At 59.9% G+C, this 26,018-nt stretch carries 21 protein-coding genes; 17 read left to right on the top strand and 4 right to left on the bottom strand.

Going from position 1 to position 26,018, the window contains the following annotated elements; translation table 11 throughout:
* The first annotated feature begins 67 nt into the window (after positions 1-67).
* Positions 68-1,717, top strand: a complete 1,650-nt coding sequence (locus tag TU75_RS08040; RefSeq protein WP_060548632.1) for a Na+/H+ antiporter — start codon at positions 68-70, stop codon at positions 1,715-1,717.
* Positions 1,718-1,726: 9 nt separating this feature from the next.
* On the opposite strand, the gene TU75_RS08035 is transcribed toward TU75_RS08040, so the two are convergent.
* The 4 genes from TU75_RS08035 to map all read right to left on the bottom strand — a co-directional run bounded on the left by TU75_RS08035 (position 1,727) and on the right by map (position 7,394).
* Positions 1,727-2,470: a M12 family metallopeptidase gene (locus TU75_RS08035; RefSeq protein WP_060548631.1), complete on the bottom strand. Its 744-nt coding sequence runs from the start codon at positions 2,468-2,470 to the stop codon at positions 1,727-1,729.
* Between the two features lie 107 nt (positions 2,471-2,577).
* Positions 2,578-3,777, bottom strand: coding sequence for a succinyldiaminopimelate transaminase (gene dapC / locus TU75_RS08030; RefSeq protein ID WP_057007779.1), 1,200 nt, complete (start codon positions 3,775-3,777; stop codon positions 2,578-2,580).
* Positions 3,778-3,857: 80 nt separating this feature from the next.
* Entirely contained in the window at positions 3,858-6,551 is a 2,694-nt protein-coding gene (locus tag TU75_RS08025; protein WP_015371407.1) for a [protein-PII] uridylyltransferase, read from the bottom strand.
* A 60-nt stretch (positions 6,552-6,611) separates the two neighbouring features.
* On the bottom strand, positions 6,612-7,394 hold the full coding sequence (map, locus tag TU75_RS08020) for a type I methionyl aminopeptidase (RefSeq protein ID WP_003231237.1): 783 nt from the start codon (positions 7,392-7,394) through the stop codon (positions 6,612-6,614).
* A gap of 387 nt (positions 7,395-7,781) precedes the next feature.
* Here map and rpsB point away from each other — a divergent pair, with 387 nt between their 5' ends.
* From rpsB to dnaE, 16 genes are all read left to right on the top strand, one after another.
* Positions 7,782-8,519 carry a 30S ribosomal protein S2 gene (gene rpsB, locus TU75_RS08015; protein WP_003189158.1) on the top strand — a complete coding sequence of 246 codons (738 nt, stop codon included), beginning with the start codon at positions 7,782-7,784 and terminating at the stop codon, positions 8,517-8,519.
* A 191-nt stretch (positions 8,520-8,710) separates the two neighbouring features.
* Entirely contained in the window at positions 8,711-9,574 is an 864-nt protein-coding gene (gene tsf / locus TU75_RS08010) for a translation elongation factor Ts (protein ID WP_003231235.1), read from the top strand.
* A gap of 211 nt (positions 9,575-9,785) precedes the next feature.
* Positions 9,786-10,529 (top strand): UMP kinase, encoded by a 744-nt coding sequence (pyrH, locus tag TU75_RS08005; RefSeq protein WP_003189161.1) that lies wholly within the window; start codon positions 9,786-9,788, stop codon positions 10,527-10,529.
* Entirely contained in the window at positions 10,526-11,083 is a 558-nt protein-coding gene (gene frr / locus TU75_RS08000) for a ribosome recycling factor (RefSeq protein WP_003231233.1), read from the top strand. The genes pyrH and frr overlap by 4 nt, the downstream gene beginning before the upstream one ends.
* Before the next feature lie 17 nt (positions 11,084-11,100).
* On the top strand, positions 11,101-11,856 hold the full coding sequence (uppS, locus tag TU75_RS07995; RefSeq protein WP_060548630.1) for a polyprenyl diphosphate synthase: 756 nt from the start codon (positions 11,101-11,103) through the stop codon (positions 11,854-11,856).
* Positions 11,857-12,663 (top strand): phosphatidate cytidylyltransferase, encoded by an 807-nt coding sequence (locus TU75_RS07990; RefSeq protein WP_003231229.1) that lies wholly within the window; start codon positions 11,857-11,859, stop codon positions 12,661-12,663.
* Positions 12,660-13,850 (top strand): 1-deoxy-D-xylulose-5-phosphate reductoisomerase, encoded by a 1,191-nt coding sequence (gene ispC / locus TU75_RS07985; protein WP_060548629.1) that lies wholly within the window; start codon positions 12,660-12,662, stop codon positions 13,848-13,850. The genes TU75_RS07990 and ispC overlap by 4 nt, the downstream gene beginning before the upstream one ends.
* 52 nt (positions 13,851-13,902) lie before the next feature.
* Positions 13,903-15,255: a sigma E protease regulator RseP gene (gene rseP / locus TU75_RS07980; protein WP_060548628.1), complete on the top strand. Its 1,353-nt coding sequence runs from the start codon at positions 13,903-13,905 to the stop codon at positions 15,253-15,255.
* Between the two features lie 74 nt (positions 15,256-15,329).
* Positions 15,330-17,717: an outer membrane protein assembly factor BamA gene (gene bamA, locus TU75_RS07975; protein WP_003231223.1), complete on the top strand. Its 2,388-nt coding sequence runs from the start codon at positions 15,330-15,332 to the stop codon at positions 17,715-17,717.
* Positions 17,718-17,762: 45 nt separating this feature from the next.
* Complete coding sequence (locus TU75_RS07970) at positions 17,763-18,266, top strand: OmpH/Skp family outer membrane protein (RefSeq protein WP_003189173.1); 504 nt, start codon at positions 17,763-17,765, stop codon at positions 18,264-18,266.
* Positions 18,267-18,269: 3 nt separating this feature from the next.
* Complete coding sequence (gene lpxD / locus TU75_RS07965; RefSeq protein WP_003231221.1) at positions 18,270-19,325, top strand: UDP-3-O-(3-hydroxymyristoyl)glucosamine N-acyltransferase; 1,056 nt, start codon at positions 18,270-18,272, stop codon at positions 19,323-19,325.
* 109 nt (positions 19,326-19,434) lie between these two features.
* Complete coding sequence (gene fabZ, locus TU75_RS07960) at positions 19,435-19,875, top strand: 3-hydroxyacyl-ACP dehydratase FabZ (RefSeq protein WP_003231219.1); 441 nt, start codon at positions 19,435-19,437, stop codon at positions 19,873-19,875.
* Positions 19,872-20,648, top strand: coding sequence for an acyl-ACP--UDP-N-acetylglucosamine O-acyltransferase (lpxA, locus tag TU75_RS07955; RefSeq protein WP_003231217.1), 777 nt, complete (start codon positions 19,872-19,874; stop codon positions 20,646-20,648). Before fabZ ends, lpxA begins: the two co-directional genes overlap by 4 nt.
* A 2-nt stretch (positions 20,649-20,650) precedes the next feature.
* Positions 20,651-21,790 (top strand): lipid-A-disaccharide synthase, encoded by a 1,140-nt coding sequence (gene lpxB / locus TU75_RS07950; RefSeq protein WP_060548627.1) that lies wholly within the window; start codon positions 20,651-20,653, stop codon positions 21,788-21,790.
* Entirely contained in the window at positions 21,787-22,419 is a 633-nt protein-coding gene (rnhB, locus tag TU75_RS07945; protein ID WP_003231212.1) for a ribonuclease HII, read from the top strand. The genes lpxB and rnhB overlap by 4 nt, the downstream gene beginning before the upstream one ends.
* Before the next feature lie 75 nt (positions 22,420-22,494).
* Positions 22,495-26,016 carry a DNA polymerase III subunit alpha gene (dnaE, locus tag TU75_RS07940; RefSeq protein WP_003231210.1) on the top strand — a complete coding sequence of 1,174 codons (3,522 nt, stop codon included), beginning with the start codon at positions 22,495-22,497 and terminating at the stop codon, positions 26,014-26,016.
* The last annotated feature ends 2 nt before the right edge of the window (positions 26,017-26,018 follow it).

Raw genomic sequence — 26,018 nt, 5'->3', positions numbered from 1 at the left:
GCACTTCAACGGCCAATTGTTGCCTGATGTGTGTCATTGCAAGTCGATTGTCCGGGAACCCCGCTTTATGCAAACCGCTTACACCGTGCTTATCCTGCTGATGCTGGTCAGCGTTTCGCGTCTGGTCGGACGTGTCGTCCCCCTGCCGTTGCCCCTGGTGCAGATTGCCGCCGGCGCCTTGCTGGCCTGGCCGACGCTGGGGCTGCATGTGGCGCTGGACCCGGAGCTGTTTCTGTTTCTGTTTCTGCCGCCGCTGTTGTTCTCCGATGGCTGGCGGATGCCCAAGCGCGAGTTGTGGCGCTTGCGTGGGCCTATCCTGACGTTGGCCGTAGGGCTGGTGCTGTTCACCGTGGTGGGTGCCGGTTATTTCATTCACTGGCTGCTGCCTGCGATCCCGCTGCCGGCGGCCTTCGCGCTGGCGGCGGTGTTATCACCGACGGACGCGGTAGCCGTGTCGGCCATTTCCCAGAATCGTTTGCCCAAGCCGCTTATGCACATGCTGCAGGGCGAGGCGTTGATGAATGACGCGTCAGGTTTGGTGACCTTCAAGTTCGCCCTGGCGGCGGCGCTGACGGGGGTGTTTTCCCTCGCGGACGCCAGCCTGACGTTTGTGTTGGTGGCGGTGGGCGGCCTGGCAGTGGGAGTGGCATTGAGCTGGCTGGTCGGCCGCCTGCGTGCCTGGATGATCGCGCGCGGCTGGGACGATCCGGCCACTCACGTGGTGTTCATGCTGCTGCTGCCGTTTGCCGCGTATGTAGTGGCCGAGCGCTTGGGCGCGTCAGGCATCCTCTCGGCGGTGGCGGCGGGCATGATGCAAAGCTGGCTCGATCTGCTGCCGCGTCAGACCAGCACGCGTCTGCTCAATCGCAGCGTCTGGTCGCTGCTGGAGTTCGCGTTCAACGGCCTGATTTTTCTACTGCTGGGCCTGCAACTGCCGGACATCATCAAGGCCGTGGTCAGCCATGAGCCGACGGTATGGCCCACCCTGTTTTATCGCTGCCTGGACGTGGTTGTGATTTTCCTGGTGCTGGTGGTGTTGCGCTTTATCTGGGTGCAGAGCACCTGGCGCCTGTCAGTCTTGCTTCGACGTCTACGTGGGAAAGGTGAGCTGACCCAGGTACCGACCGCGCGTTCGTGCTGGCTGTTGACCTTTGGCGGAGTGCGTGGCGCCGTGACCCTGGCTGGCGTCATGTCGGTGCCTTTGCTGCTGGCGCCGGGGCAGAATTTTCCCGAGCGCGACCTGCTGATCTTCATCGCGGCCGGGGTGATTCTGTTGTCGCTGGTGGCGGCCTGTATCGCCTTGCCCCTGCTGTTGCGCGGCCTTGAAAAAAGCCCGGATGAAAAGCGCCAGAACGAAGTGCGCGAGGCCTGGAGGAAAACTGCGGAAGCCGCGATCCATGCCCTGGAAGCCGAGGAGCCCGCCGAAGCGGACCCTGCGGATGCGGCCAAGGCGGCCCTGGCGACCGAGCTGAGAGCGCGGTTGATGTCGGAGTACCGCCATCAGTTGGAGGTGTTCAATGACTCCGCCGAAGCCCAGGCTCTGGCGCAGCAGATGGACCAGCTTGAGCGCAAGCTGCGGCTCAAGGCCCTGCGTGCGCAACGCCTTGAACTCTACAGCCTGAGCCGTCATCACCAGATTGGAGATGACGTGTTGAGGGAGGTCTTGGCGGAGCTGGACATGAGTGAGGCGAATCTGGGGACGATGAGGCCCGGATAGCTGAACTGTTTACGGGTTGGCGCTTGAATCGGCGTCGCCGCCCTTAAACCGCCTGGGCGTATAAAGTGTGCGAATAATGGTCTGGTCCCCTTTGGATAAAGAGTAGTTTTGCGGCACTTCCTGTCCATCGATGGTTTCGTCGGCATACGTAGCGTAGTGCATGATAGAGCGGGTGTCGTAGGGGGTTTGAAGTACATTGGGGCCGGTATAAGTACTAAATATATGAAGATCAATCATGTCTTTATCCCAGCCTTGACTTTCATTTATGGACCTATAGACGTAGTCCTTGTCCCAGTTGATCGTGTTGGCCGGGTGCTGGTGTTCATGTTCCATTCCCAGGGCATGTCCGATTTCATGCAGGGCCGTCGTGCGGAACACTGCCGAGTCGTCATTCCTGTCCAGGTGCATCGTCGGCTCGTCCAACGGCATGTCTTTCGCATCGATTCCTACAACCGACCAACTGCCCTGGAAGCCCTCGTCATCGGTGATTCTAATATCGCCGTCCTTGCCATCGACAACGTTGAAGCGCAGCGCGGGGGTGTGATGAGCCCATTCTCTGAGTGCGTCGATTACCAGCGCTTTACTTCTGTTATCTCTCAGGTCCAATGCGATATTAACAATGCCGTCCGGCCACCTTTTACTGGTGTCCGCAATCCCTCTTTTGGTTCGAGAGACAGGGTTGGAAGCCGAAGTTTCTCCCGGTATGTCAGATGGGCGAGGAATAAAGGTCGATACGTGAATGGGGGAACTCATGCTTTCTACTCTCGGAATAAGGTACCGAGTAGTGGAGAGCAGGATTTAATTGGTTCCCTGAGCAAATTGAAACCGCACTGCGTTGCACAGTGCGGGATTTGAACGAATTAGCGGGCGCGCTGAACGAAGTCGCGAATCCGCTCCGCCGCTTCCACGCACTCGGCCAGCGGCGCAACCAGCGCCAGGCGTACGCGGCCGGCGCCAGGGTTTACGCCGTCCACTTCCCGCGACAGGTATGAGCCCGGCACCACGGTCACATGCTCTTGCACAAATAAGTCGCGGCAGAACGCGGCATCGTCACCCTGCACATTCGGCCACAGGTAGAAGCCGCCGTCCGGGTGTTGCACGTCCAGTACCGGCTTGAGGATGGCCAGCACGGCGTCGAACTTCTCGCGATACAGGTCACGGTTGGCCTGCACATGGGCTTCATCCTGCCAGGCCGCAATGCTGGCCAGTTGGGTCTGCACCGGCATCGCGCAGCCGTGGTAGGTGCGGTACAGCAGAAAGGCCTTGAGGATATCGGCGTCGCCCGCCACGAACCCGGAACGCAGGCCCGGCAGGTTGGAGCGCTTGGACAGGCTGTGGAACACCACGCAACGCTTGAAATCCTGACGGCCCAGCTCGACGCAGGCGCTGAGCAGACCCGGCGGCGGGGTGTGTTCGTCGAAGTAGAGTTCGCTGTAGCACTCGTCGGCGGCGATGACGAAGTCGTACTCGTCGGCCAGGGCGATGAGTTTTTTCAGGGTGTCGACCGGGATGAGTGCGCCGGTTGGGTTGCCGGGGGAGCACAGGAAGAGGATCTGGCAGCGTTTCCAGATGTCCGGTGACACCGCATCGAAATCCGGGTTGAAGCCGTTTTCATCCAGGCACGGCAGGTAATGCGGCTTGGCTCCGGCGAGGAACGCAGCGCCTTCGTAGATCTGGTAGAACGGGTTCGGGCTGACCACCAGGGCATCGTCGCTGCGATTGACCACGGTCTGGGTAAAGGCGAACAGCGCCTCGCGGGTGCCGTTGACCGGCAGAATATTACGCGCCGGATCCAGCCAGCCCTTGGGCACAGTGAAGCGACGTTCGCACCAGGCACCGATGGCTTCGCGCAGCGCCGGGATGCCCAGGGTGGTTGGGTACACCGCCATCTGGTCGAGGTTGTTGCTCAGTGCCTCGGCGACGAAGGCGGGCGAAGTGTGCTTGGGTTCGCCGATGGACAGGGCAATCGGACGCTTGTCCGGGTTTGGCGTGACGCTGCCGAGCAGCGCGCGCAGTTTCTCGAACGGGTAGGGCTGCAGCTGGTTCAGGGCGTTGTTCATTACAAGTCTCGTCAAATTCAGTTGTCGGCACGCGGTCTGGTTGCCGGGGAACATCCAATGTGGGAGGGGCCCGGCATGGCTCAAATAGTCAGGCGGGTCACGGGCTCCTGGGTCACGCTCAATTGCTGCACGATCGCCGCCTGCAGGCGCCGGCACAGCTCGGGGTCGGACAGCGGCTGGTTGTCGGCGTCGGTAATAAAGAACACGTCCTCCACGCGCTCGCCGAGCGTTGCGATTTTGGCATTTTGCAATGACAGATCGAATTCCAGGAAAATCCCGCCGATGCGTGCCAGCAGGCCGGGGCGGTCGGGCGCGCTGAGTTCCAGTACGGTGACCGGGCGCTGGGCATCGTTGGAGATGGTGACCTGGGGCGCAAAGGCAAAATGCTTGAGCTGGCGCGGCACCCGGCGCTGGATGATGGTCGGATAATCGTCCGGGTTGCGCAGCGCGTCGGTCAGGCCGTCGCGGATTTTCTTCACCCGCGCCGGGTTGTCGCCGATGGATTCGCCTTCGGTGTCGAGCACGATATAGGTGTCGAGGGTGAACTGGCTGCTGGAGGTGATCACCCGGGCGTCATGAATGTTCAGGTTGAGCTGGTCCATGGCCGCCACGGTCACCGCGAAGAAGTCGTGCTGGTCGGGCGCATAGATGAAAATCTGTGTGCCGCCCTCGAATTCGCGCTGGGTGGTTTCCTTGATCAGCACCAGCGGACCGCCATCGGCCGGCTGCTGCAGGATCGCATCGGTGTGCCAGGCCACATCGCCGGCAGTGTGACGCAGGAAGTAATCGTCGCCCAGTTGCGACCACAGTTGCTCGACGTCATCCGGGTCGTTGCCGCCGCGCACCAGAATATCCAGGGCCGCGCTCTGCGTGCGACGGATCTGCTCTTCACGGTCCACCGGGTTTTCCAGGCCGCGGCGCAGGGCACGCTTGGTCTCGGTGTACAACTGGCGCAGCAGGCTGGCGCGCCAGGAGTTCCACAGCGTCGGGTTGGTGGCGTTGATGTCGGAAACGGTCAGCACATACAGGTAGTCGAGGTGGGTTTCATCGCCGACGATCTGCGCGAAGTCGTGGATCACCTGCGGGTCGGACAGGTCCTTGCGCTGGGCGGTGGTCGACATCACCAGATGGTTCTGCACCAGCCACACGATGAGGCGGCTGTCCCACAGCGGCAGCTGGTGGCGCTGGCAGAACGCTTCGGCGTCGACCGCGCCGATCTCCGAGTGATCGCCATGGCGGCCCTTGCCGATGTCGTGGTACAGGCCGGCGAGGTAGATCAGTTCCGGCTTGGGCAGCTTGGCCATGAGTTTGCTGGCCAGCGGAAATTTTTCTGACACCTGGGTGTATTGCAACTTGCGCAGGTGCTTGATCAGGTTGAGGGTGTGGGCGTCGACGGTGTAGATGTGGAACAGGTCGTGCTGCATCTGCCCGACGATAAAGCCGAACTCCGGCAGGTAGCGCCCGAGGATGCCGTAGCGGTTCATCCGCCGCAGGTTGCGGTGGATGCCGATCCTGCACTTGAACAGTTCGATGAACAGGCTGGTGTTGCGAATGTCGTTGCGAAACTCGTCATCGATCAGGTGACGGTTTTCCCGCAGCAGGCGAATCGTGTCGGCGCGCACGCCTTTGATCTCCGGCTGCTGGGCCATCAACACGAAGATTTCGAGCATGGCGAACGGGGTGCGGCTAAACACGTTGTCGTTGCGTGCCTCGATGTAGCCATCGTGCAATTGGAAGCGCGAGTTGATGGGCTGCGGCGGCGCTTCGTCCTCGGGGGCCAGAATCACTTCTTCGAAATGCTGGATGATCAGGTCGCTGAGCTGGGCGATGCTCATCACCACCCGATAGTACTGCTGCATGAAGCTTTCGATGCTGGTCTTCGCGTCTTCGCCCTCGAAACCGAGCAGTGTGGCGATGGAGCGCTGATGGTCGAACAGCAGGCGGTCTTCCGAACGACCAGCGAGCATGTGCAGCGCGTAGCGCACCTTCCACAAAAACTCCTGGGACGACGCCAGCAAGGCGTTTTCGCTCTCTACCAGGAAGCCTTCGCCCGCCAGCGCGCGCAGGTTCAGGGTGCCGTACTGGCGCCGCGCTACCCACAAAATCGTCTGGATATCCCGCAACCCGCCCGGCGAGCCTTTGACGTTGGGCTCAAGGTTGTATTCGGTGTCGTTGTACTTGTGGTGCCGGGCTTTCTGCTCGGCGCGCTTTGCCAGGAAGAACTCCTTGCTCGGCCACATATGCGCGGTGCTGGTGACGTCCAGCATGCGTTGGCGCAGGCGCTCGGGGCCGGCGATGGTGCGGCTTTCCATCAGGTTGGTGATAACCGTCAGGTCGGCGCGGGCCTCTTCGGCGCATTCGGCGACCGAACGCACGCTCTGACCGACTTCCAGGCCAATGTCCCACAGCAATGTGAGAAAGCGCTCAATGGAATCGCGAAAGATCTCATGATCGTCGCTGTCCAGCAGAATCAGCAGGTCGATGTCGGAGTAGGGGTGCAGTTCGCCGCGCCCGTAGCCGCCAACTGCCACCAGCGCAATATCCGCCTCGCGGCTCCAGCTGAACTGCTCCCAGGCCTTTTGCAGGATGTTGTCGACGAACCAGGCGCGGTCCTCGATCAGCCGACGAATGTCCCGGCCGCTGCGAAAGCGTGCATCGAGCACTTCGCGGGCCTGGCGGATGGCCTTCTTGAACGCGGCGATGGGACTCGCCTTCAGGGCCAGTTCGGCCTGGAACTGGCCACGGTCGAAGAGTTCGGGATCCACCTGGGGCATCGATCGGCTTTCCTTTCTATCTATTGAGTTGCACGCAACGTGGGAAAACCAGCGCAAGCCTTATGGCGAGACGCGTGCAATCGTGTCGTCGGCGCGCAGGGTGAAGATTTCGTAGCCGGTCTCCGTGACGAGCAGGGTGTGTTCCCACTGGGCTGAAAGCTTGCGGTCCTTGGTGATGGCGGTCCAGCCGTCGCCCAGCACCTTGGTGTCGGCCTTGCCCTGGTTGATCATCGGCTCGATGGTGAAGGTCATGCCTGCCTTGAGCTCCATGCCGGTGCCGGCACGGCCGTAGTGCAGGATCTGCGGCTCTTCGTGGAACACCGTGCCGATGCCGTGGCCGCAGAATTCACGGACCACCGAGAAACCGTTCTTTTCGGCGTGCTTCTGGATCACTTCGCCGATGTCGCCCAGGCGGCAGCCAGGCTTGACGATTTCAATGGCCTTGTACATGCATTCCTGGGTCACCTCGGACAGGCGCTCGGCCCAGACCGGCACGTTGCCGACATGGAACATGCGGCTGGTGTCGCCGAAGTAGCGGTCCTTGATCACCGTGACGTCGATGTTCAGGGTGTCGCCGTCCTTCAACGGTTTGTCGCCGGGGATGCCATGGCACACCACATGGTTGACCGAGGTGCAGATCGACTTGGGGAAGCCCTTGTAGTTGAGCGGCGCGGGGATGGCGCCCTGCACATTGACGATGTAGTCGTGGCAGATCTGGTTCAGAGTTTCGGTGGTGACGCCGGGCTTGACGTGCTCGGCGATCATTTCCAGCACGTCCGCTGCCAGCTTGCCGGCGATACGCATACCGGCGATGTCTTCGGCGGTTTTCAAACTAACGGTCATACAGGCTCTCTTTAGCGCAATGCGCTGAAATCAATACGGTTCGAGGGCGTGCGATAAAAGGTTACAGAATTCGCACAGGCCGCAAAAAACGCGATTCTATCAGACGCGGGCGGCAAATCATGAGCCCCTGATGATCGCTTCTGTCTATAAGGTGGGGCTAAATGGGCTCTATTCAAAGGGTTACATTCGGGTTGCGCAGGCCGGATGTGATTTCGAGTTCCGTTTTCGTCTTCGCCGTGGTATAAAATGCGCCGCTTTCCGGGGATACCCCGCAAAGCTTAAATCCACACACGTGTCGACACGATGACCTGGGTGCCGGAGGCCTTGATGCCGCTGGTTGGTCATTGGGATACGTGGAGGCCAAACCCGACTTATCAAGGAACTATCATGTCCCAAGTCAACATGCGCGATATGCTGAAGGCCGGTGTGCACTTCGGTCACCAGACCCGTTACTGGAACCCGAAAATGGGCAAGTACATTTTCGGCGCACGTAACAAGATTCACATCATCAACCTTGAAAAAACCCTGCCGATGTTCAACGAAGCACTGACCTTCGTAGAGCGCCTGGCCCAGGGCAAAAACAAGATTCTGTTCGTCGGCACCAAGCGTTCCGCTGGCAAGATCGTTGCTGAAGAAGCAGCACGTTGCGGTTCGCCGTACGTCGATCACCGCTGGTTGGGCGGCATGCTGACCAACTTCAAAACCATCCGTGCTTCCATCAAGCGTCTGCGTGACCTTGAAGTGCAAGCCGAAGACGGTACTTTCGCCAAGCTGACCAAGAAAGAAGCGCTGATGCGCTCCCGTGACCTGGAAAAGCTCGATCGTTCCCTGGGTGGTATCAAGGACATGGGCGGCCTGCCTGACGCACTGTTCGTGATCGACGTTGATCACGAGCGCATCGCGATCACCGAAGCCAACAAGCTGGGCATCCCGGTTATCGGCGTTGTCGATACCAACAGCAGCCCGGAAGGCGTTGACTACATCATCCCAGGCAACGATGACGCAATCCGCGCTATCCAGCTGTACATGGGTTCGATGGCTGACGCTGTCATCCGTGGTCGCAACCACGTTGCTGGTGGCACCGAGCAGTTCGTTGAAGAAGCTCCGGTAGCCGCAGCTGAGTAATTGACGCCCTGGCGTTGACTCAGTAAGCAAAAAGGGGGCTTGGCCCCCTTTTTGCCCCCTCGGAAACCGTTTGTCGGCAGCGCAGCTACTTTTTTGTAACGTGCAGCGGCCCGCAACGGTGATTCGGGAAGAATTGATCCCCCGTTCGATCGGGTGGAATGGTTGAAAACCTATCCAAGAGGAATTTGAAAATGGCAGCAATTACTGCAGCGTTGGTTAAAGAACTGCGTGAGCGTACTGGCGAAGGCATGATGGATTGCAAGAAAGCCCTGGAAAAGGCTGACGGCGACATCGAAAAAGCCATTGATGACATGCGTGCTTCCGGCGCGATCAAGGCTGCCAAGAAAGCAGGCAACGTCGCTGCTGAAGGCGCGATCGCTCTGAAGGAAGACGGCAAATCTGCCGTTTTGCTGGAAGTGAACTCGCAGACCGACTTCCTGGCCCTGCAGGACGACTTCAAAGCCTTTGTTGCTGCCAGCGTTGAAAAAGCGTTCGCCGACAAGCTGACTGACGTCGCTCCGCTGATCGAAGCTCAGGAAGCGGATCGCCTGGTACTGGTCGGCAAGGTTGGCGAAAACGTCAACATCCGTCGCCTGGTTCGCGTTGAAGGTGATGTTGTTGGTGGTTACCTGCACGGCAACAAGATCGGTGTTGCCGTTGTACTCAAAGGCGGCAACGTTGAACTGGCCAAGGACATCGCTATGCACGTAGCGGCCAGCAACCCTGAGTTCCTGCTGCCTTCGGAAGTTTCTGCCGAAGCCATCGAGCGTGAAAAAGCTGTGTTCCTGCAGCTGAACGAAGAAAAAATCAAAGGCAAGCCAGAAAACATTGTTGAGAACATGGTCAAAGGCCGTATCAGCAAGTTCCTGGCAGAAGCAAGCCTGGTTGAGCAGGCGTTCGTCAAGAACCCTGAAATCAAGGTTGGCGAGCTGGCCAAGAAAGCCGGTGCCGAAATCGTTTCCTTCACTTACTTCAAAGTAGGCGAAGGCATCGAGAAGCCGGTCGACAACTTCGCTGAAGAAGTTGCTGCCCAGCTGGCTGCCGCCAAGCAATAAGACAGTTTTCAACTGTCGCCCGAAAGAGGCTGCCCGCTCACGCGCGCAGCCTCTTTTCAAATGGGCAGGCCGATTTAATTTGGCTTCCCCTCGGAACTGGCTTACAAAGCCGTGTTCCGATGGCGCTGTGACAGCGTCCAGCTAGAGTGAACGCAAGCCGTAAACGGCTCGCCAAGAATTTTTAAAAAATACGCCGCAGGAGAGATTCGCAATGGCTCAGCAGGGCAGTGGTTATCAGGCTCGCTATAAACGCATTCTACTCAAGCTCAGCGGCGAGGCCCTGATGGGCTCGGAAGAGTTCGGGATCGATCCCAAAGTGCTCGACCGCATGGCGCTGGAAGTCGGCCAACTGGTTGGCATCGGTGTGCAGGTCGGCCTGGTGATCGGCGGCGGCAACCTGTTCCGCGGTGCGGCGCTGAGCGCGGCCGGCATGGATCGCGTGACCGGCGACCACATGGGCATGCTGGCCACTGTGATGAACGCCCTGGCCATGCGTGACGCGCTGGAGCGTGCCAATATCTCGGCCATCGTGATGTCGGCTATTTCCATGGTGGGCGTGACCGATCACTATGATCGCCGCAAAGCCATGCGCCATCTCAATTCCAAAGAGGTGGTGATTTTTGCCGCCGGCACCGGTAACCCGTTCTTCACCACCGATTCGGCGGCGTGCCTGCGTGCCATCGAGATCGATGCCGACGTGGTGCTCAAGGCCACCAAGGTGGATGGTGTGTACACCGCAGACCCATTCAAAGACCCGCATGCCGAGAAGTTCGATCATCTGACCTACGATGAAGTGCTGGATCGCAAGCTGGGCGTGATGGACCTGACGGCTATTTGTCTGTGCCGCGACCACAAAATGCCGCTGCGCGTATTTAACATGAACAAGCCCGGTGCCCTGCTGAACATCGTACACGGCGGCGCGGAAGGGACTCTGATCGAGGAAGGCCAACAATGATCAACGAAATCAAGAAAGACGCTCAAGAGCGTATGCAGAAATCCCTGGATTCCCTGAACCATGCATTTGGTCAGATTCGTACGGGAAAGGCTCACCCAAGCATTCTGGGCAGCGTGATGGTGCCGTACTACGGCGCAGACACCTCCATCACTCAGGTGGCCAACATCACCGTAAAGGACTCGCGCACCCTGCAGGTCGTGGCATTTGAGCGCAACATGCTCGGCGCCGTCGACAAGGCCATCCAGAGCGCCGGTCTGAACCTCAACCCGACCAACCTGGGCGAGTTGCTGCTGATTTCCATGCCGGCGCTGACCGAAGAGACCCGCAAGGGCTTCACCAAGCAGGCGCGTAGCGCGGCTGAAGATGCGCGTGTTGCCGTGCGTAACATCCGTCGCGATGCCTTGGGTGACCTGAAGAAGCTGGTCAAGGACAAGGAAATCAGCGAAGACGAAGAGCGTCGCGCCGTCGCCGACATCGACAAGCTGACCAAGGATGCCGAGGCGCAGATCACCAAGGCAACCGACGAGAAAGAAAAGGACCTGATGGCCGTATAAGGGGTCAGGACGCCTTCATGGAAAAGACCAAGCAGACTGTGCCCTCCGTGGTGCCGCGCCATGTCGCGATCATCATGGATGGGAATAATCGCTGGGCGAAGAAGCGCTTTATGCCGGGCGTGGCCGGGCATAAAGCGGGTGTCGACGCGGTACGGGCTGTGATTGAAGTGTGCGCCGAGGCCAAGGTCGAGGTGCTCACGCTGTTTGCCTTCTCCAGTGAGAACTGGCAGCGCCCGGCCGACGAAGTCAGTGCCTTGATGGACCTGTTCTTCAAGGCCCTGCGTCGTGAAGCCAAGCGCCTCAATGACAACAACATCAGCCTGCGCATCATTGGTGATCGCTCGCGCTTCCATCCGGAACTGCAGGCCGCCATGCGCGAGGCCGAGGCGATCACCGCCGGGGCCGACCGTTTTGTGCTGCAGATCGCCGCCAACTATGGCGGTCAGTGGGATATCGCCCAGGCAGCTCAGCGATTGGCCAGAGAAGTGCAGGCCGGTCACTTGCAGCCGGAAGACATCACGCCCGAGTTGTTGCAAACCTGCCTGGTGACCGGCGACCTGCCGTTGCCGGACTTGTGCATTCGCACCGGTGGCGAACACCGCATCAGCAATTTCCTGCTGTGGCAGCTGGCTTATACCGAGCTGTATTTCTCCGACCTGTTCTGGCCGGACTTCAAACACGATGCCATGCGCAAAGCGCTGGCTGATTTCGCTTCCCGTCAGCGTCGCTTCGGTAAAACGAGCGAGCAGATCGAAGCTGGAGCCCGGGTTTAAATGCTTAAACAACGAATCATCACGGCACTGATCCTGCTGCCCATCGCGCTTTGCGGGTTTTTCCTGCTCGACGGTTCCGGTTTTGCACTGTTTATCGGCCTGGTCGTGACGCTGGGTGCCTGGGAATGGGCGCGTCTGGCGGGTTTCACCAACCAGCTGCCACGTGTGGTCTACGCCGCTGTGGTGGCAGTGCTGCTGTTCCTGATGTACATCCTGCCGGACGTCGCACCCTGGGTGCTGGGCGCGGCGGTGCTGTGGTGGGCGATGGCGACATTCCTCGTGCTGACCTACCCGCGCACCAGTGGCCACTGGTCCAGCGTCGCCTGCAAATTGGTGATCGGCCTGCTGATTCTGCTGCCGGCCTGGCAAGGGCTGGTGGAGATCAAGCGCTTCCCGATTGGTAATCAATTGATCCTGGCAGTGATGGTGCTGGTTTGGGGTGCCGATATCGGCGCGTACTTTTCCGGCCGTGCCTTCGGCAAGCGCAAGCTCGCTCCGGCTGTCAGTCCGGGTAAAAGCTGGGAAGGCGTCTACGGCGGCCTTGCCTTGACGCTGGTGATCACGCTGATAGTCGGGATAGTGCGCGACTGGTCGCTGAAGGAAATTCTCCTGGGCCTGGTGGGCACGGCGATCGTCGTGTTTATTTCGGTGGTGGGTGACCTTACCGAAAGCATGTTCAAGCGCCAGGCCGGGATCAAGGACAGCAGTAATCTGCTGCCGGGTCATGGCGGCGTGCTGGACCGTATCGACAGTCTCACCGCCGCCATCCCGATCTTTGCCGTGCTGTTGTGGATGATCGCTTCGTGAGTCGTGCGCAACAGGTGACAGTGCTGGGTGCTACGGGCTCGATAGGGCTGAGCACCCTCGATGTGATTGCACGGCATCCTGAGCGTTATCAGGTATTCGCCCTCACGGGCTTTTCGCGCGTGAAGGAATTGCTGGCGCTGTGCGTGCGCCATGTGCCGCGCTTTGCTGTGGTGCCTGAGGCGGCGGCTGCGCGAGGCTTGCAGGATGATCTGCACGCTGCCGGGCTGGCCACTCGGGTGCTGGTGGGCGAGGAGGGGTTGTGTCAGGTGTCGGCGGATGCCGAGGTCGACACGGTGGTGGCTGCCATCGTCGGTGCTGCCGGTCTGCGTCCGACGTTGGCCGCAGTCGATGCCGGCAAGAAAATTCTGCTGGCCAATAAAGAGGCGCTGGTGATGTCCGGCGCGCTGTTTATGCAGGCGGTGCGCAAGAGCGGCGCCGTGCTGCTGCCTCTGGACAGCGAACATAACGCTATTTTTCAGTGCATGCCCGGTGATTTCGCGCGTGGCCTGAGCCAGGTGGGTGTGCGCCGGATTCTTTTGACTGCCTCCGGTGGGCCCTTCCGGCAAACGCCGCTGGCGCAGCTGGAGCATGTATCGCCGGAGCAGGCCTGCGCCCATCCGAACTGGTCCATGGGCCGCAAGATTTCCGTCGACTCGGCCAGCATGATGAACAAGGGCCTGGAGCTGATAGAAGCCTGCTGGCTGTTCGATGCGCGGCCGGAGCAGGTCGAGGTGGTGATTCACCCGCAAAGCGTGATTCATTCCCTGGTCGACTATGTGGACGGTTCGGTGCTGGCGCAGTTGGGCAATCCCGACATGCGAACGCCCATCGCCAATGCCCTGGCCTGGCCGGAGCGCATTGATTCCGGGGTCGCGCCTCTGGACTTGTTCGCCATCGCCCGTCTGGACTTCGAAGCGCCGGATGAGCAGCGTTTTCCTTGTCTGCGTCTGGCGCGTCAGGCGGCCGAGGCGGGCAACAGCGCACCGGCGATGCTCAATGCGGCCAATGAAGTGGCCGTGGCGGCGTTTCTCGAACGGCGCATCCGCTTTCCGCAGATCGCGAGTATCATCGACGACGTCCTGAGTCTTGAGCCGGTAGTGGTCGTGAATGAGTTGGCGGCGGTGTTCGAGGCTGATACAAAGGCCCGGGTCCTGGCCGAACAATGGCTGAACCGCAACGCGCGTTAGTCGGCGGGCATGTGTGGCCTGCGGGCACTGGATTGGAATGCGGAGAAATTAGATGAGTGCGCTCTACATGATTGTCGGCACCCTGGTTGCTCTGGGGGTGCTGGTTACCTTCCACGAATTCGGCCACTTCTGGGTGGCACGCCGCTGTGGCGTGAAGGTGCTGCGCTTTTCCGTCGGCTTCGGTATGCCGCTGGTGCGTTGGCATGATCGCCAGGGCACCGAATTCGTGATCGCAGCCATCCCGCTGGGGGGCTACGTCAAGATGCTCGATGAGCGCGAAGGCGAAGTGCCGGTTGACCAGTTGGACCAGTCCTTCAATCGCAAGACCGTTGGTCAGCGTATCGCCATTGTCGCCGCCGGACCGATCGCCAACTTCCTGCTGGCCATGGTGTTCTTCTGGGTGTTGGCCATGCTGGGCAGCCAGCAGGTGCGTCCGGTCATCGGCGCGGTCGAGGCGGACAGTATTGCGGCCAAGGCCGGTCTGATCGCGGGGCAGGAAATAGTTTCCATTGATGGCGAGCCGACCACGGGTTGGGGCGCGGTCAATTTGCAGCTGGTGCGCCGTCTGGGTGAGAGCGGCACCGTCAAGGTGGTGGTGCGCGAGCAGGATTCCAGCGCCGAAACTCCGCGTTCATTGGCACTGGATCATTGGCTCAAGGGTGCCGACGAGCCTGATCCGATCAAATCCCTGGGTATCCGGCCATGGCGCCCATCGTTGCCGCCAGTGCTCGCCGAGCTGGATCCGAAAGGTCCGGCGCAGGCCGCAGGTCTGAAAACCGGCGACCGTCTGCTGGCCCTCGATGGCCAGCCGCTGAATGACTGGCAACAGGTGGTCGACCTGGTGCGTGTACGGCCTGACAGAAAAATTGTGCTGAAAGTCGAGCGCGATGCCGCGCAAATCGACGTCCCCGTAACCTTGTCGGCTCGTGGCGAAGCCAAGGCGGCCGGGGGTTACCTGGGTGCCGGAGTGAAAAGCCCGGAGTGGCCGCCGTCGATGGTGCGTGAGGTCAGCTTCGGGCCGTTGGACGCGATCGGCGAGGGTGCTAAACGCACCTGGACCATGAGTGTGCTGACCCTGGAGTCCCTCAAGAAAATGTTGTTCGGCGAGCTCTCGGTAAAAAACTTGAGTGGACCGATAACCATTGCTAAAGTGGCGGGCGCTTCTGCCCAGTCGGGTGTCGCGGATTTCCTGAATTTCCTGGCTTATCTCAGTATCAGCCTTGGAGTTCTGAATTTGCTGCCCATTCCTGTATTGGATGGGGGGCATCTGTTGTTTTATCTGGTCGAGTGGGTGCGTGGTCGCCCCTTGTCGGATCGGGTGCAGGGTTGGGGGATACAGATCGGTATCAGTTTGGTGGTCGGGGTGATGTTGTTAGCCCTGGTTAACGATCTGGGTCGTCTGTAACGCTTCGCTGAATTGCGAATCTGCCGCATTTTGCGGCAGTTTGTTTATTGCCAGTTGGAATAAGAAAGGACTTCATGAAACGTCTGCTGCTAACTGCGGTTCTCACCGTATTGATGATCGCCGAAGTTCACGCCGAGTCCTTCACTATCTCCGATATTCGCGTCAACGGCCTCCAGCGGGTTTCCGCGGGTAGCGTCTTTGGTGCCTTGCCGTTGAACGTCGGGGAACAGGCGGATGATCGTCGCCTGGTGGAATCCACTCGTGCGCTGTTCAAAACCGGTTTCTTTCAAGACATCCAACTGGGTCGCGAAGGTAACGTCCTGGTCATCACCGTCGTCGAGCGACCTTCCGTCGCCAGTATCGAGATCGAAGGCAACAAGGCGATCTCCACTGAAGACCTGATGAAGGGCCTCAAGCAATCGGGCCTGGCCGAGGGCGAGATCTTCCAGCGTGCCACGCTTGAAGGTGTGCGTAACGAGCTGCAACGTCAGTACGTTGCCCAGGGTCGCTACTCGGCCAGCGTCGAGACCGAAGTGGTGCCGCAGCCGCGCAACCGGGTCGGCCTCAAGGTCAACATCAACGAAGGCACCGTGGCCGCCATTCAGCACATCAACGTGGTGGGCAACACCAAGTTCGATGATGACGAACTGGTCGGCCTGTTCGAACTCAAGACCACCAACTGGTTGTCGTTCTTCAAGAACGATGACAAGTACGCCCGTGAAAAACTCTCCGGTGATCTGGAGCGTCTGCGTTCGTTCTACCTGGACCGTGGCTATATCAACATGGATATCGCTTCGACCCAGGTGTCCATCACCCCTGACAAGAAGCATGTGTACATCACCGTCAACGTCAATGAGGGTGAGAAGTACAAGGTGCGTGACGTCAAGCTGAGCGGCGACCTGAAAGTCCCTGAAGACCAGGTCAAGTCCCTGTTGCTGGTGCAGAAAGACCAGGTGTTCTCGCGCAAGCTGATGACCACCACGTCCGAGCTGATCACCCGTCGCCTGGGCAACGAAGGCTATACCTTCGCCAACGTCAACGGCGTGCCGACCCCCCATGACGAAGATCACACCGTGGACATCACCTTCGTGGTCGATCCCGGCAAGCGTGCCTACGTCAACCGCATCAACTTCCGTGGCAACACCAAGTCTGCCGACGAAGTGCTGCGCCGTGAAATGCGCCAGATGGAAGGTGGCTGGGCGTCGACTTACCTCATCGACCAGTCCAAGACCCGTCTTGAGCGCCTGGGCTTCTTCAAGGAAGTCAACGTCGAAACCCCGGCCGTACCGGGTGTGGACGACCAGGTTGACGTGAACTACGCCGTTGAGGAACAAGCCTCGGGCTCGATCACCGCCAGCGTCGGTTTTGCACAGAGTGCCGGCCTCATCCTCGGTGGTTCGATCACCCAGAACAACTTCCTCGGTACCGGTAACCGTGTGTCTATCGGCCTGACCCGAAGCGAATACCAGAGCCGCTATAACTTCGGTTATACCGACCCCTACTGGACTGCTGACGGTGTGAGCCTGGGCTACAACGCCTTCTACCGCACCACCGACTACAAAGACCTCGACGTCGACGTGGCAAGCTACGCGATCGACAGCCTGGGTGCCGGCGTCAACATCGGTTATCCGATCAGTGAGACTTCGCGTCTGACCTTTGGCCTCACCGCGCAGCAGGACGAGATCAAGACCGGTGTGTTCACCGTGGACGAAATCTTTGATTTCACCCGTCGTGAAGGCGACAAATTCCTGAACTTCAAGGCGTCTGCCGGCTGGTCCGAATCGACCCTGAACAAAGGTGTGCTGGCGACCCGTGGCCACTCCCAGAGCCTGACTGCGGAAGTCACCACGCCGGGCAGCGACCTGTCGTTCTTCAAGCTTGATTACCGCGGCCAGTTGTTCCAGCCGTTGACCGACAATTACACCCTGCGCCTGCACACTGAGCTGGGCTATGGCGACGGTTACGGTTCGACCAATGGCCTGCCGTTCTATGAGAACTACTACGCCGGTGGTTTCAACTCGGTACGTGGTTTCAAGGACAGCACGCTGGGTCCTCGTGGTACGCCAAGCCGTGGTCAGGCGTTTACCGGTAACCAGGGCACGCAGGTGGACTCGGACAACGATCCACTGCCGTTCGGTGGCAACGTGTTGATCCAGGGTGGCGCGGAAGTCCTGTTCCCACTGCCGTTCGTGAAAGACCAGCGGTCCCTGCGCACGTCGGTCTTCTGGGACGTGGGTAACGTGTTCGATTCCAAATGTGACCAGATCACCAACCCGAGTGGCGTGAAGTCCAATACCCAGTGCAACGACGTGAGCCTCAGCAATCTGGCTAGCTCCGTGGGTGTGGGTGTGACCTGGGTGACCGCGCTTGGTCCGTTGAGCTTCGCTCTGGCCATGCCGATCAAGAAACCGGATAACGCTGAAACCCAGATTTTCCAATTCTCCCTCGGCCAGACGTTCTAAGCGTCTGACCCAAGATAACGACAACGGATTCTGTAGGAGTACATCGTGCGTAAGTTGACTCAATTGGTCCTGCTGGCCACCGTGCTGGTAACCACCCCGGCCTTCGCCGAAATGAAAATCGCCGTGCTGAACTATCAGATGGCTTTGCTTGAATCCGACGCGGCCAAGCGTTACGCCGTGGATGCCGAGAAAAAATTCGGTCCGCAACTGACCAAGCTCAAGACTCTGGAAAGCAGCGCCAAGGGCATCCAGGACCGTCTGGTTGCTGGTGGCGACAAGATGCAGCAGGGCGAGCGCGAGCGCCTGGAGCTTGAATTCAAGCAAAAGGCCCGTGACTATCAGTTCCAGTCCAAGGAACTGAACGAAGCCAAGGCTGTTGCCGACCGTGAAATGCTCAAGCAGCTCAAGCCCAAACTCGACAGCGCTGTGGAAGAAGTCATCAAGAAAGGTGCCTTTGACCTGGTGTTCGAGCGCGGCGCCGTGATTGACGTCAAACCTCAATACGACATCACCCGTCAGGTGATCGAGCGCATGAACCAGCTGAAGTAAGCCATGACCGCGACTATCAGGCTCGGCGAGTTGGCCGAGTTCCTGGGCGCCACCTTGTGTGGCTCCCCGGAGAAGGAAATCACTGGGCTAGCCACCTTGCAGGAGGCTGGCCCAGCTCAGTTGAGCTTCCTCGCAAATCCCCAATACCGTAAATACCTGGTTGACTGTCAGGCCGCAGCCGTGTTGTTGAAGGCCGCGGACGCCGAGGGTTACGTTGGGGATGCGCTGGTGGTGGCCGACCCGTACCTGTCGTACGCCAAAGCCTCGCACCTGTTCGATCCAAAGCCCAGGGCTGCCGGTGGGATTCATCCGTCGGCGGTGATCGCCGAGGATGCCCAGGTTGATCCTGCGGCCAGTATCGGCGCCTTTGCGGTGATCGAGAGCGGTGCGCGTATTGGCGCTGGCGTCACCGTCGGCGCGCATTGCTTTATCGGTGCACGCTGTGAAATCGGTGCCGATGGCTGGCTGGCTCCCCGGGTGACCCTGTATCACGATGTGCGTATCGGCCAGCGTGTGGTGATCCAGTCGGGCGCGGTGATCGGTGGTGAAGGCTTCGGTTTTGCCAATGCCAAAGGTATCTGGCACAAGATTGCCCAGGTCGGCGGCGTATTGATCGGCGACGACGTTGAAATCGGCGTCAACACCGCTGTCGATCGCGGCGCCTTGGCCGATACCGTGATCGGTAATGGCGTGAAGCTCGACAACCAGATTCAGATTGCCCACAACGTGCAGATTGGCGATCACACCGCCATGGCCGCCTGCGTGGGCATTTCCGGCAGTACTAAAATCGGCAAGCATTGCATGCTCGCCGGTGGTGTTGGGCTGGTGGGGCATATCGATATCTGTGACAACGTGTTCATTACCGGCATGACCATGGTGACCCACTCGATTACCGAGCCGGGTGCCTATTCTTCCGGCACCGCCATGCAGCCCGCAGCTGAATGGCGCAAGAGTGCAGCACGCTTGAGACAGCTCGACGACATGGCCCGACGTCTCAAGCAGCTGGAAAAGCGCGTCGGGGACGTGACCCCTGACGGTAATGCTTCATCACAAGGCTGATACCATTTCCATATCAAGTGTGCACAGCCGCAAGACTGCCTCCTTGATTTGCTAGCGGGGCGTGCTTTTAGTCCGCCCGCCCCCAATTTATTACAGGCTTCCCCCCGAAATGATGGACATCAACGAGATTCGCGAATACCTGCCTCACCGTTACCCGTTCCTGCTGGTAGACCGCGTAGTGGACCTGAACATTGAGGAAAAGCGCATTCGTGCCTACAAGAATGTCAGCATCAACGAGCCATTCTTCAACGGTCACTTTCCTGCGCATCCCATCATGCCAGGCGTGTTGATCATCGAAGCGATGGCCCAGGCTGCCGGTATCCTTGGTTTCAAAATGCTCGACCTCAAGCCTGCCGACGGCACGCTTTACTATTTCGTGGGTTCCGACAAGCTGCGTTTTCGCAACCCGGTCACTCCGGGTGACCAGTTGATCCTGGAAGCCAGGTTCATCAGCTGCAAGCGCCAGATCTGGAAGTTCGAATGCCAGGCTTCGGTCGATGGCAAGCCGGTGTGCTCCGCCGAGATCATCTGTGCGGAACGCAAACTATGAGTTTGATTGACCCTCGCGCAATCATCGATCCGTCGGCCGTACTGGCCGCAGGCGTAGAGGTCGGCCCCTGGTCGATCGTCGGCGCAGGTGTGGAAATCGGCGAGGGTACTGTCATCGGGCCGCACGTGATCCTCAAGGGTCCGACCCGTATTGGCAAACACAATCGCATCTACCAGTTTTCATCGGTAGGCGAAGACACCCCGGACATGAAGTACAAGGGTGAGGAAACACGCCTGGTAATCGGTGATCACAACATCATTCGTGAAGGCGTGACCATTCACCGTGGCACCGTTCAAGATCGTGCCGAGACCACACTGGGTGATCACAACCTGGTGATGGCCTACGCGCACATCGGGCACGACAGCGTCATCGGCAACCATTGCATCCTGGTCAATAACACCGCGTTGGCTGGCCATGTGCACGTTGACGATTGGGCGATTCTGTCCGGCTTCACGCTGGTTCATCAGTACTGCCATATAGGCGCTCACAGCTTTTCCGGCATGGGCACCGCCATCGGCAAGGATGTTCCGGCATTTGTCACGGTCTTCGGCAACCCGGCCGAAGCCCGCAGCATGAATTTTGAAGGCATGCGTCGCCGTGGTTTCAGCGAAGACGCCATCCATGCCTTGCGCCGCGCCTACAAGACGGTCTACCGCCAGGGCCTGACGGTAGAGCAGGCGCTGACTGAACTGACCGAGCCGGCAACGCTGTTCCCGGAAGTCGCGGTATTCCGTGACTCGATTCAGGCGTCGACTCGCGGCATCACCCGCTGATCATGGCCACTGTGCGTATTGCGCTGGTGGCCGGAGAAGCGTCCGGCGATATTCTGGGCGCAGGCCTGATGCAGGCCCTCAAAGCCCGCCACCCAGCAGTCGAATTCATCGGCGTTGGCGGTCCTCTCATGCAGGCCGAAGGACTCACGTCCTACTTCCCCATGGAACGCCTGTCGGTCATGGGCCTGGTGGAAGTACTGGGCCGGCTGCGTGAATTGCTTGCACGGCGCAAGCTGCTGATTCAGACCCTGATCGAAGAAAAGCCCGACGTTTTTATCGGCATCGACGCGCCGGACTTCACCCTTAATATCGAACTCAAGCTGCGTCAGGCCGGGATCAAGACCGTGCATTACGTCAGCCCCTCCGTGTGGGCGTGGCGGCAGAAGCGCGTGTTGAAAATCCGCGAAGGCTGCGACCTGATGCTGACGCTGCTGCCCTTCGAGGCCCGGTTCTACGAGGAGCAGGGCGTGCCGGTACGGTTTGTCGGCCATACGCTGGCCGACGCAATTCCCTTGCAGGCTGACCGCGCTGCGGCGCGTGCCGAGCTGGGATTGCCTGATGGCCCGTTGGTTGCGCTGATGCCGGGCAGCCGCGGTGGCGAAGTCGGGCGCCTGGGCGCACTGTTTTTTGATGCCGCCGAGCGCCTGCTTGCCCTCAGGCCGGGTATTCGCTTCGTGCTGCCCTGTGCCAGTCCGCAACGCCGTGCGCAGATCGAGACGCTGCTCGAAGGACGCAACCTGCCGCTGACCTTGCTCGACGGCCAGTCACACCTGGCCCTGGCTGCCTGCGACGCAGTTCTCATCGCCTCGGGCACCGCGACCCTGGAGGCTCTGCTGTACAAACGCCCGATGGTCGTGGCCTATCGCCTCGCGCCGCTGACGTTCTGGATTCTCAAGCGCATGGTCAAGAGCCCTTATATTTCCCTGCCTAACCTGCTGGCCCAGCGCCTGCTGGTGCCGGAGTTGTTGCAGGACGACGCAACGCCCGCCGCCCTTGCGCAAACCCTACTACCCTTGATCGATGGCGGCGAAGAGCAGACCCGTGGTTTTGACGACATCCACCGCACCCTGCGTCGGGATGCCTCGAACCAGGCGGCCGATGCGGTGCTGAATCTGATCGGTCATACACAGGAGGCCTTATGAGCAAGCAAATGGGTCTGGATTTCAGCCTGGTTGCGCACGCCCACGAGCTGGTGGCCGGTGTTGATGAAGTAGGGCGCGGCCCGCTGTGTGGCGCAGTCGTGACGGCTGCCGTGATTCTCGACCCGAGTCGGCCGATCCTGGGCCTGAATGACTCGAAAAAACTTACCGAAGCACGCCGTGAAAAACTCTACGACGAGATCTGTGAAAAGGCGTTGAGCTGGCATATCGCCCGGGCCGAAGTCGAAGAAATCGACACGCTGAACATCCTGCATGCCACCATGCTCGCCATGCAGCGTGCGGTAGAAGGCCTGCACATCACGCCAAAAATGGCGATGATCGATGGCAACCGCTGCCCCCGATTGACGATGCCGGCCGAAGCAGTGGTCAAGGGCGACAGCAAGGTGCCGGCGATTGCGGCGGCCTCGATCCTGGCCAAGGTCAGCCGGGATCGCGAGATGGCAGCGTTCGAGTTGATCTATCCCGGTTACGGCATGGGTGGCCATAAAGGCTACCCGACGCCCGTTCATCTGGAAGCGCTGGCGCGGCTGGGCCCCACCCCCATTCATAGACGCTCGTTCGCCCCGGTGCGCCAGGCCTACGAGCTGCGCGAGAGCCTGATCGAGGTTTAGTCCCAAGGCTGATGTTTTTGCCAAGGCCCGGTACAATCCCGGGCCTTGTTGTTTCCATGTTTGGACAGGATCACTATGCCGGCTTCATTCGTTCACCTGCGCCTGCACACTGAATACTCTCTGGTCGACGGCCTGGTACGCATCAAGCCGCTGGTCAAGACGCTGGTGGGCATGAACATGCCCGCGGTAGCGGTTACCGATCAGAACAACATGTGTTCCCTGGTCAAGTTCTACAAGAACGCCATGGGTGCCGGGATCAAGCCGATCTGTGGCGTCGACCTGTGGCTGTCCAACAAGGACCCGGATAACCCGCTGAGCCGCATCAGCCTGTTGGCGATGAACGGCGTGGGTTATCGCAACCTCACCGAACTGATTTCCCGTGGTTTTATCGACGGCCAGCGTAACGGCTCGATCATCATCGAGCGCGAGTGGGTGGCCCAGGCCAGCGAGGGCGTGATCATGCTCTCGGCGGCCAAAGAGGGTGAGATCGGTATCGCGTTGCTGGGTGGCAATCCGCAGGAAGCCGAAGTGCTGGCGCGCGAATGGATGCAGGTTTTTCCTGATCGCTTCTATATTGAAGTGCAGCGTACCAATCGCCCCAATGACGAAGAGCATCTGCACGCTGCCGTGGCCCTGGCCGACAAGCTGGGCGCGCCGCTGGTGGCGACCAACGATGTTCGTTTTATCAAAAAGGAAGATTTCGAAGCCCACGAAACCCGCGTGTGCATCGGCGAAGGCCGCGCCCTTGACGACCCGCGCCGCTCGAAAAACTACAGTGAGGAGCAATACCTCAAAAGCGCCGACGAGATGGCCGAGCTGTTCAGCGATCTCCCCGAGGCCCTGGAAAACTCCGTCGAAATCGCGAAACGCTGCAATATCGAAGTGAAGCTGGGCAAGCACTTCCTGCCCAACTTCCCGATTCCCGATGGCATGACCATCGATGAGTATTTCCGCAAGGTGTCCTTCGATGGCCTGGAAGAGCGCCTCAGCGTGCTGCTGCCCAGGGACACCACCGAGGACTACGAGGCCAAGCGTCAGGTCTACGTGGATCGGCTGAATTTCGAGCTGGATATCATCATCCAGATGGGCTTCCCCGGTTACTTCCTGATCGTAATGGACTTTATCCAGTGGGCTAAAAGCAACGGCGTGCCGGTAGGGCCGGGCCGGGGTTCGGGTGCCGGGTCGCTGGTGGCCTATGTGCAGAAGATCACCGACCTCGACCCGCTGGAATATGACCTGCTGTTCGAACGTTTCCTGAACCCGGAACGGGTCTCCATGCCGGACTTCGACGTCGACTTCTGCATGGACGGTCGCGACCGCGTGATCGAATACGTGGCCGAGAAGTACGGCCGCAACGCGGTCAGCCAGATCATCACCTTTGGTTCCATGGCGGCCAAAGCGGTGATCCGCGATGTGGCGCGAGTGCAGGGCAAGTCCTACGGCTTGGCCGATCGTCTGTCGAAGATGATCCCGTTCGAAGTCGGCATGACCCTGGAAAAAGCCTACGAGCAGGAAGAAATTCTGCGCGACTTCATCAAGGTCGATGAAGAAGCCGCCGAAATCTGGGACATGGCACGCAAGCTCGAAGGCGTGGTGCGTAACGTCGGTAAGCACGCCGGTGGTGTGGTGATCGCGCCTACAAAACTCACTGACTTTTCGCCTATTTATTGCGACGAAGAAGGCGATGGCCTGGTAACCCAGTTCGACAAGGATGACGTGGAAGCGGCCGGCCTGGTGAAGTTCGACTTCCTCGGCCTGCGCACCCTGACGATCATCGACTGGGCGCTCAAGACCATCAACCGCGAGCGCGCCAAGGTCGACGAAGCGCCGCTGGATATCGCGTTTATTCCGCTGGACGACAAGCCGACTTACCAGTTGCTGCAAAAGGCCGAAACCACCGCCGTGTTCCAGCTCGAGTCGCGCGGCATGAAAGAGCTGATCAAAAAGCTCAAGCCCGACTGCCTGGAAGACCTGATCGCACTGGTGGCCCTGTTCCGTCCGGGCCCGCTGCAATCGGGCATGGTTGACGACTTTATCAACCGCAAGCACGGCCGCGCCGAACTGGCCTACCCGCACTCCGACTACCAGTACGAAGGTCTCAAGCCGGTATTGGCACCGACCTACGGCATCATCCTGTATCAGGAACAGGTGATGCAGATTGCCCAGGTCATGGCCGGCTACACCCTTGGCGGCGCGGACATGCTGCGTCGCGCCATGGGTAAAAAGAAACCCGAGGAAATGGCCAAGCAGCGCGGCGGTTTCATTGAAGGTTGCGCGACCAACAATATCGATGCCGACCTGGCCGGTAACATCTTTGACCTGGTGGAAAAATTCGCCGGTTACGGTTTCAACAAGTCCCACTCCGCCGCCTACGGGCTGGTGTCGTACCAGACTGCCTGGCTCAAGGCCCACTACCCGGCGCCGTTCATGGCTGCGGTACTCTCGGCGGACATGCACAACACCGACAAGGTCGTGACCTTGATCGAGGAAGTGCGCACCATGAAGCTGCGCCTCGACGCGCCGGACGTGAACGCCTCGGAATTCAAGTTCACGGTGAACGACGAAGGCCGCATCATCTATGGCCTGGGCGCGATCAAGGGCGTGGGTGAAGGCCCGGTCGAGGCGATCACCGAAGCGCGCCAGGACGGGCCGTTCAAGGACCTGTTCGATTTCTGCGCGCGTGTCGACCTCAAACGCATCAACAAGCGCACCCTGGACGGCCTGATCCGCAGCGGCGCCCTCGACCGCCTGGGCCCGCACTTCCATGATGAGCCCAAGGCCTATCAGGCCAATATCGACCGCAACCGTGCCGTGTTGCTCACTGCCATGGAAGAAGCGATCAAGGCCGCCGAGCAGACCGCGCGCACCCATGACAGCGGCCACGCCGATCTGTTTGGCGGTCTGTTCGTCGAAGAAGACGCGGATGTCTACGCCAACCACCGCAAGGCCAAGGACCTGACCCTCAAGGAGCGCCTCAAGGGTGAAAAAGACACCCTGGGCCTGTACCTCACCGGTCACCCTATCGACGAGTATGAAGGCGAGATTCGTCGTTTCGCCCGTCAGCGCATCATCGACCTGAAGCCGGCGCGCGATACCCAGACCGTTGCCGGCATGATCATCGCCCTGCGGGTGATGAAAAACAAAAAGGGCGACAAGATGGGCTTCATCACCCTCGACGACCGCTCGGGCCGGATCGAAGCATCGCTGTTTGCCGACGCGTTTCACTCCGCCCAGTCGCTTTTGCAGACCGATGCCATGGTGGTGGTGGAAGGGGAGGTCAGCAACGACGACTTTTCCGGCGGCCTGCGCCTGCGCATCAAGCGGGTGATGAGCATGGAGGACGCGCGCACCAACCTGGCCGAAAGCCTGCGTTTGAAGGTGAAAACCGAAGCCCTCAAGGGCGATCAACTACGCTGGCTGGGTGACCTGCTCAAACGCCACCGTGGCGCCTGCCCGGTGACCATGGAGTACACCGGCAATGACGCCAAGGCCATGCTGCAGTTCGGCGAGACCTGGCGAATTGATCCGGCTGACGGCTTGATTCAAGCATTGCGTGACCAGTTCGGCCGTGACAACGTCTTCCTCCAATACCGTTGACG

The sequence above is a fragment of the Pseudomonas poae genome (assembly GCF_001439785.1).
Taxonomy (GTDB): domain Bacteria; phylum Pseudomonadota; class Gammaproteobacteria; order Pseudomonadales; family Pseudomonadaceae; genus Aquipseudomonas; species Aquipseudomonas poae.
The sequence above is the reverse complement of the archived record's forward strand: the minus strand, read 5'-3'. Positions and strand labels throughout refer to the sequence as shown.

Coding starts and splice junctions, on each gene's coding strand:
- uppS (WP_060548630.1), top strand. CDS start 11,101: ATGGAAAAGACCAAGCAGACTGTGCCCTCCGTGGTGCCGCGCCATGTC.
- frr (WP_003231233.1), top strand. CDS start 10,526: ATGATCAACGAAATCAAGAAAGACGCTCAAGAGCGTATGCAGAAATCC.
- TU75_RS08040 (WP_060548632.1), top strand. CDS start 68: ATGCAAACCGCTTACACCGTGCTTATCCTGCTGATGCTGGTCAGCGTT.
- map (WP_003231237.1), bottom strand. CDS start 7,394: ATGACCGTTAGTTTGAAAACCGCCGAAGACATCGCCGGTATGCGTATC.
- TU75_RS08025 (WP_015371407.1), bottom strand. CDS start 6,551: ATGCCCCAGGTGGATCCCGAACTCTTCGACCGTGGCCAGTTCCAGGCC.
- TU75_RS08035 (WP_060548631.1), bottom strand. CDS start 2,470: ATGAGTTCCCCCATTCACGTATCGACCTTTATTCCTCGCCCATCTGAC.
- tsf (WP_003231235.1), top strand. CDS start 8,711: ATGGCAGCAATTACTGCAGCGTTGGTTAAAGAACTGCGTGAGCGTACT.
- dnaE (WP_003231210.1), top strand. CDS start 22,495: ATGCCGGCTTCATTCGTTCACCTGCGCCTGCACACTGAATACTCTCTG.
- rpsB (WP_003189158.1), top strand. CDS start 7,782: ATGTCCCAAGTCAACATGCGCGATATGCTGAAGGCCGGTGTGCACTTC.
- lpxA (WP_003231217.1), top strand. CDS start 19,872: ATGAGTTTGATTGACCCTCGCGCAATCATCGATCCGTCGGCCGTACTG.
- rseP (WP_060548628.1), top strand. CDS start 13,903: ATGAGTGCGCTCTACATGATTGTCGGCACCCTGGTTGCTCTGGGGGTG.
- dapC (WP_057007779.1), bottom strand. CDS start 3,777: ATGAACAACGCCCTGAACCAGCTGCAGCCCTACCCGTTCGAGAAACTG.
- bamA (WP_003231223.1), top strand. CDS start 15,330: ATGAAACGTCTGCTGCTAACTGCGGTTCTCACCGTATTGATGATCGCC.
- pyrH (WP_003189161.1), top strand. CDS start 9,786: ATGGCTCAGCAGGGCAGTGGTTATCAGGCTCGCTATAAACGCATTCTA.
- fabZ (WP_003231219.1), top strand. CDS start 19,435: ATGATGGACATCAACGAGATTCGCGAATACCTGCCTCACCGTTACCCG.
- rnhB (WP_003231212.1), top strand. CDS start 21,787: ATGAGCAAGCAAATGGGTCTGGATTTCAGCCTGGTTGCGCACGCCCAC.
- lpxD (WP_003231221.1), top strand. CDS start 18,270: ATGACCGCGACTATCAGGCTCGGCGAGTTGGCCGAGTTCCTGGGCGCC.
- lpxB (WP_060548627.1), top strand. CDS start 20,651: ATGGCCACTGTGCGTATTGCGCTGGTGGCCGGAGAAGCGTCCGGCGAT.
- TU75_RS07990 (WP_003231229.1), top strand. CDS start 11,857: ATGCTTAAACAACGAATCATCACGGCACTGATCCTGCTGCCCATCGCG.